6 protein-coding genes are annotated in these 6,000 nt (G+C 24.8%); 2 read left to right on the top strand and 4 right to left on the bottom strand.

What is annotated here, in order from left to right:
• The first annotated feature begins 88 nt into the window (after positions 1–88).
• The gene (locus tag R4K56_RS03430) at positions 89–1,810 is read left to right on the top strand and encodes a DNA adenine methylase (protein ID WP_335771800.1); all 1,722 of its coding nucleotides are present in this window, start codon (positions 89–91) and stop codon (positions 1,808–1,810) included.
• 124 nt (positions 1,811–1,934) lie between these two features.
• On the top strand, positions 1,935–2,339 hold the full coding sequence (locus R4K56_RS03425; RefSeq protein WP_335786884.1) for a CAP domain-containing protein: 405 nt from the start codon (positions 1,935–1,937) through the stop codon (positions 2,337–2,339).
• A gap of 6 nt (positions 2,340–2,345) precedes the next feature.
• On the opposite strand, the gene R4K56_RS03420 is transcribed toward R4K56_RS03425, so the two are convergent.
• Genes R4K56_RS03420 through yqeK form a run of 4 tightly spaced genes read right to left on the bottom strand, consistent with a single transcriptional unit; the run spans position 2,346 to position 5,884 of the window.
• Positions 2,346–3,518 carry a DNA-methyltransferase gene (locus R4K56_RS03420; RefSeq protein WP_335757091.1) on the bottom strand — a complete coding sequence of 391 codons (1,173 nt, stop codon included), beginning with the start codon at positions 3,516–3,518 and terminating at the stop codon, positions 2,346–2,348.
• A gap of 9 nt (positions 3,519–3,527) precedes the next feature.
• A complete protein-coding gene (locus tag R4K56_RS03415; RefSeq protein ID WP_335757090.1) occupies positions 3,528–4,154 on the bottom strand; it encodes an ApaLI family restriction endonuclease in 627 nt (208 codons plus the stop codon).
• A 44-nt stretch (positions 4,155–4,198) separates the two neighbouring features.
• Entirely contained in the window at positions 4,199–5,305 is a 1,107-nt protein-coding gene (gene hflX, locus R4K56_RS03410; protein WP_335770262.1) for a GTPase HflX, read from the bottom strand.
• 9 nt (positions 5,306–5,314) lie between these two features.
• Entirely contained in the window at positions 5,315–5,884 is a 570-nt protein-coding gene (gene yqeK / locus R4K56_RS03405; RefSeq protein ID WP_335770263.1) for a bis(5'-nucleosyl)-tetraphosphatase (symmetrical) YqeK, read from the bottom strand.
• Positions 5,885–6,000 lie beyond the last annotated feature (116 nt).

The following is a 6,000-nucleotide window of genomic DNA, read 5'->3' as shown; positions in this document are numbered from 1 at the left end:
ATTATCTAAAATAATTAATCATATAATATTGATATTTTACTGATGTTATGTTAATATATTATGTAAACTATATTATGATAATAAGATTATGATAACTAACGCGGAAAATAATATAAAAGATAATTACTTAAAAGAAAATTTAATAGCATATATTGGTAATAAAAGAAGACTTCTTCCATTTATAGAAAGAACTATTTCTAGTATTTTAGAAGAAGATAATAGTATTAATACAGCAATTGACTTATTTGCAGGAAGCGGCAGTGTGTCAAGACTTTTAAAAACTATGAATTTAGAAGTTTATTCCAATGACTGGGAATATTATTCGTATGTTTTAAACTATGCTCACCTTACAATTAATATTGAAGATTTAGATAATATGTTTCTCCATACTGGAGGGGTGGAAAATACTATAGACATGATTAATAATATTGATTTTATTAATGATGAAGATAGATATATATCAAAATACTATGCTCCTTTAGATGATGATAATCCTGATTTATTGAATGAAAGACTTTTTTATACTCAATATAATGCTTCAAGAATAGATATAATAAGACATAATATAGAGGAGCTTTACAAAAATAAAGTTATAAATCAAAAAGAGTATTATTATTTGATAGCTTCTATCATATATGAGTCAGCAACACATACAAATACATCTGGTGTTTTTAAAGCTTTTCATGCTGGTTTTGGTGGGAGAAATAAAGATGCTTTAAATAGAATATTATCTCATATATCATTAAAGCAGATTCCTTTATTTCAAGGCAGGAAATGCCATGCAAGTATGTTAGATGCTAATGAATTTGTTAAGCAAAATAAGAATAAGCATTTTGATTTAGTATATTTAGACCCGCCTTATAATCAGCATCAATATGGAAGTAATTATCATTTATTAAATACAATAGCTTTATGGGATAAGCCTGCTATTAATAAGGATATTTATATTGATGGAAAGAAAACTAATAAAGGCGGAATTAGAAAGGATTGGGTAAAAACTAAATCATTATATTGTTATAAAAAAACAGCAAAAGACGCTTTAATGAATTTGATAAATAATATAGATGCTAATCATATTGTTATGAGTTATTCCACTGACGGCATAATAGAATATGATGATTTAATTTCTATGCTTGAAAGTGTAGGGAAGTTAGATATCGTTACTTCTGAGTATACTAAGTATAGAGGAGCTAAAAGGTCTGTTGTTAATAAAACTAAAAATGTTGAATATTTATTTGTTGTTAACACTAAAAAGAAAAAATCTCATTCAAATAATATAAATAATAATTTAAAATATATAGAAAATATAAGATTAAAATTAGAAAGTCCTTTAGATTGTTCTAAGGATAGTATTGTATTCGATTATGATAGAAATGATATTCTAGTATTAGATTTACAATATTCTACTCATATAATAAATAAAGAAGAAATATGCAGAAAACTTCAGAATAAAAGTTTAGAATATATAAAAATGTTTTCTTTATTTTTGGATAGATATATAAAAGAAGATAATATTAGTGCTTTACAAATATATGCCTATCATTTTAATGCTGCTATATTGGCTAATAATGTAAAGCTTATAAAATATTTTGGAGAGTATATATTAAAAGTTTATACTAGATTATGTTCTAAAAAATCTAATGAGTATTTAGTTGATATAACGAATAATATTTTAGATATTATGTCATATTGTCAAAATACTGAAATAGCCATAATTGATAAGATAAGAAAAAGGATAATATATAATATAACACATTCTAATATACCTGAAAATAACAAAAATAAATTGCTGGTAAGACTTGAAAAATAATTAAAACATATTATATTATTATCCGTTGAATAAATAAATATAAAATTCATTATAAATTGAAAAGTAAAATATGTATAATATAGTAATTAAGATTTTATTTATATTTTGCTGCTTAAATGCAGTGATGTTATATTCTCAAAATAATTCAGATGTAGAATTAGCTTTAAAATCTATTAATGAAATAAGAGAAAATGAAGGTTTGTATCCTTTAGAAATAAGTGAAGAATTAAATAATATAGCTAATATTAGATCAAAAGAGCTTGCTATCAGTTTTTCTCATATAAGACCAAATAATACAAAATATGATGAACTTCTTTATGAAAATAGGATAAGAGTATTTTCATCAGATGAGAATATTGCTTATAGATTCAAAAATGCAGAAACGGTTATAAGTTATTGGATGAATTCAAATCAGTACAAACTGAATATCGTAAGTGATAAATTTACGCATGTTGGTATATCACATTATGCTGTTAATGGTGAAGATTTTTGGGTCATTATATTTGCTCAGCTAAGAAGATTGAATTAATTTATTTTAATTATTTTTTAAATAGTTATTTATTGAAAGATTATAGCTATCTATTATAAGTATATTGTCTTTAATATTTTCTGTTATTAAATCATTAATATTATTTGTTCTTATTATTATAGCTAATTCTGAGCTTTTATTTTTCATAGCATTAGAAACGGAATTTATAGTTTCATTAATAGATTGGTTTTGTTCTTGTATTTTTATTAATACATGTTTATCTTTGTATTTTTGTTTTAAAATAGCATCTATAGCCTTATTTCTTTGTACTATATTACAATCAATTTGATTTAATATGTTTTTCTCATAATCTGTTTTATTATCATAAGATTCTTTTCCTAAAGTTAACAGTTTTGAGTCTGTTTTTATAGGATTTTTTAATCGTTTTTCAGCTAATTCTACAGCATTTTTATTAATATCTATTCCTATATATTTTCTGTTCAGTAATTTTGCTGCTACCAGAGTTGTTCCGCTTCCCATAAATGGGTCTATTACTATATCATTTATATTTGTGGATAGTAATATGATTTTTTCTAATAACAGAATAGGTTTTTGTGTTGGGTATCCTACTCTTTCTTTAGCTTTAGGGTTTAGATATGGTATTTCCCATACATCTGATAAAGGTACTCCATTTTTTTCTTTTGATGAAACTAAATTTCCATCATCATTATATTGGTATACTGTTTTATTTTTATCATTTCTAATTCGATTTTGAAGTATCTGATCCAAATTAGTTGTTAATGAATAATCTGTTAAAATTTTATTGAATGTAAAATTTTCTGTTTTTGAATAGAAATATATATTTTGATGAGAATTTAATAATCCTTTTTTTGAATTTGACCATCTTTTATATGTCCAAATAATTTCACTTCTAAAATTATTTTTTCCAAAAACATTGTCAAGAAGAATTCTTAAATGATGCGAGGCTGAAGTATCGCAATGTAAAAAAATACTTCCTGTTTTTTTTAATATTCTTTTTATTTCTAATAATCTTTTTTCAATATATTTTAAATACTCATCTAATGAATTCCATTTATCATTAAATTCAAAATAATCTCCGTCTTTATTATATAAGCTTTGATTTTTCTGAGTAAAGAAAGGCGGATCTAAATATACCATATCAGCATATTCACCTTCAAATTTACTTAATGCATTTAAACAATCATCATTTATTAACATTATTTTTCCTTATGATTGTTTATAGGCTATATCTTTGAGTATTTGCAGTAAATTAACACCGGTTGTTTTATGAATATGTATCCAAGCTTCATTTCCGAAATAATATTCTCCGACTATACCATCATAAAGAGTCTTTATAGTTTCTTGTATTTTTCTTGATTGTTTTCTGTTTGGATAATAAAACATTAATCTTATAGGTGTATAACCATAGCTTTTTATTACCTTTATTCTAGTATGTTCTTTAATTATATGATCTCCATCGGTTGTTGCATCACGCCATTTTATTTCATAAGCTTTATTGTCTATTAAACAGTCTATTTCAAAACGTTTAGGTTTGCTTTCTAAATTATTCTTAACTTTGTATTTTTCTTTTACATTATTATATTTATATTTAAAGCATAAAATTGCAGCATCTTGTAAAAAATTTCCAGCATAATTATATAGAAATCTGCCTTTATTTTGGTATTTATCTATTAATTCTCCTTCTTCATCAGAAATACCAAGTACTTTGTATATTAAAGTATGATCTAAATTATCATTTTTTATTTCTTCATTTCTTTCTTTTATTTTTTTATGTAATTCTTCTCTATAATGAAAGGCTAATTCATTAATTTTATTTACAATATCATTATGCATAATTATAAGTTCCAAATAATATAATTAATTAAAATAATATTATATTAGTTTAATATAGTGTCAAGTATTTTCTTTCTAAGCAATTCTATATTGATATTGTTTCTAGCACTTATAAACATTGAATCATCATAGGAAGTGGATATTTTATTTTTTTGTATTTCATCTATATCATCAACTTTATTAAATACAACAATACGTTTTATATGTGAGGCATCTATTTCTTTTATAATGCTTTCAACTTGAAGCATTTTTTCTTCTATATTTTCATCGCTTGAATCAACCAAATGAAGAAGTAAATCAGCTTCAACAACTTCTGATAGGGTAGATTTAAATGAAGCAACCAAAGTATGAGGAAGCCTGTCTATAAAACCAACAGTATCGCTTATTATAACTTCTACAGGAGTATCATCGCTTATATATAATTTTCTTGTATGAGTATCTAAAGTGGCAAATAATTTATCTTCTACATAAACACTTTCTTTACAAAGCAGATTAAATAATGTACTTTTACCGGCATTCGTATAACCTACTATTGCTATTCTGAATGTATTTCCTCTGCCTTTTCTTCCAGTGCTTGCTGATTTTTCCACCCTGCTTAATTGTGATTTTAATTTATGTATTCTTTCTCTTGCACGTCTTCTATCATATTCCAATTGCTTTTCACCGGCACCGCCTCTTAAACCGATACCGCCTTTTATTTGGCTTAAATTAGTTCTTTTACCTTTTAATCTAGGATATTCAAATTCCAAGAATGCCAATTCTACCTGCATTTTAGCGGTCATAGTTTTTGCACGCATAGCAAATATTTCTAATATTATCTCAGTTCTTGTTAATGCTGTTATATTGGAACCTTCTTCTATAGCATTAACCTGTGAACCGCTTAATTCATTATCAAATATAAAATATTCTACGCCGTCGGTTAAAGCACTTTCTTTTAAACTCTCTAATTTACCAGTACCTATATAAGTACCAGCAGCTATTTTTTGCTGTATAAAAGAGTATCTATTAACCACTTCATAACCAGCAGTGTCGCATAACATAGAAAGCTCATTAAGTATATTATTTATATTTATTTTACTGTTTCTATACTGTTTACTGTCTGCTACAAATATTATATATGCTTTTTTTGGGTTGTTTAATTCTTCATTCATAAAAAATCGTTACCTAATTACTAATGAATTATAAAGTTCTATTGTTTTATCAGATAAATATTGCTTTTTGCTCAATACAAACTGTATAGACTCTAACACAACATCTAAGAATGCCCCGTCAAAATCTATGAATATTTTTTCTCTAATCCTATCAGCAGCTTCAAGTTTGCGTGTAGGTTCAAGATAATCAGATGCATATATTATTTTTTCAAGCATAGTCATATTTCCATGTCCTACAGTATGACTTTCTATAGCATCTATAATTTCTTTATCTCTTATATTAAACTCTTCTTCTGTTATTATAGCACTTACTCTGGCATGTAATAAAGCTCCTGTTATATAATTAGGATATTCCATTTTATCGTTTTCAAGTATTATTTTACGCATTTCATCATCTTTATATCTTTTTCCTAAATCATGACATAATGCGGCAAGTGAAGCCTTATTTGTATCTACATTATATTTTTCAGCTATCTCAATAGAAAGCTCTCTAGTTGAAAGTATATGTTTTTCTCTAAATGGTAAATATTTTTCTATATAATTTTTTATTTCTAATTCTTGATTAGTAAATTCTTTCATTATTGCACTCTAATTATTAATTATTTTTATTGGATTATTTTATTATACTGAAATTATTTTGTCAATTTATTTTGCTTAAGTTTTTATTGTATATGAATTATAAAAATAGGTTTTAA

Source organism: Brachyspira pulli (genome assembly GCF_036997785.1).
GTDB classification, from domain to species: domain Bacteria; phylum Spirochaetota; class Brachyspiria; order Brachyspirales; family Brachyspiraceae; genus Brachyspira; species Brachyspira pulli.
This window is presented reverse-complemented; position numbering and strand designations above follow the sequence as displayed.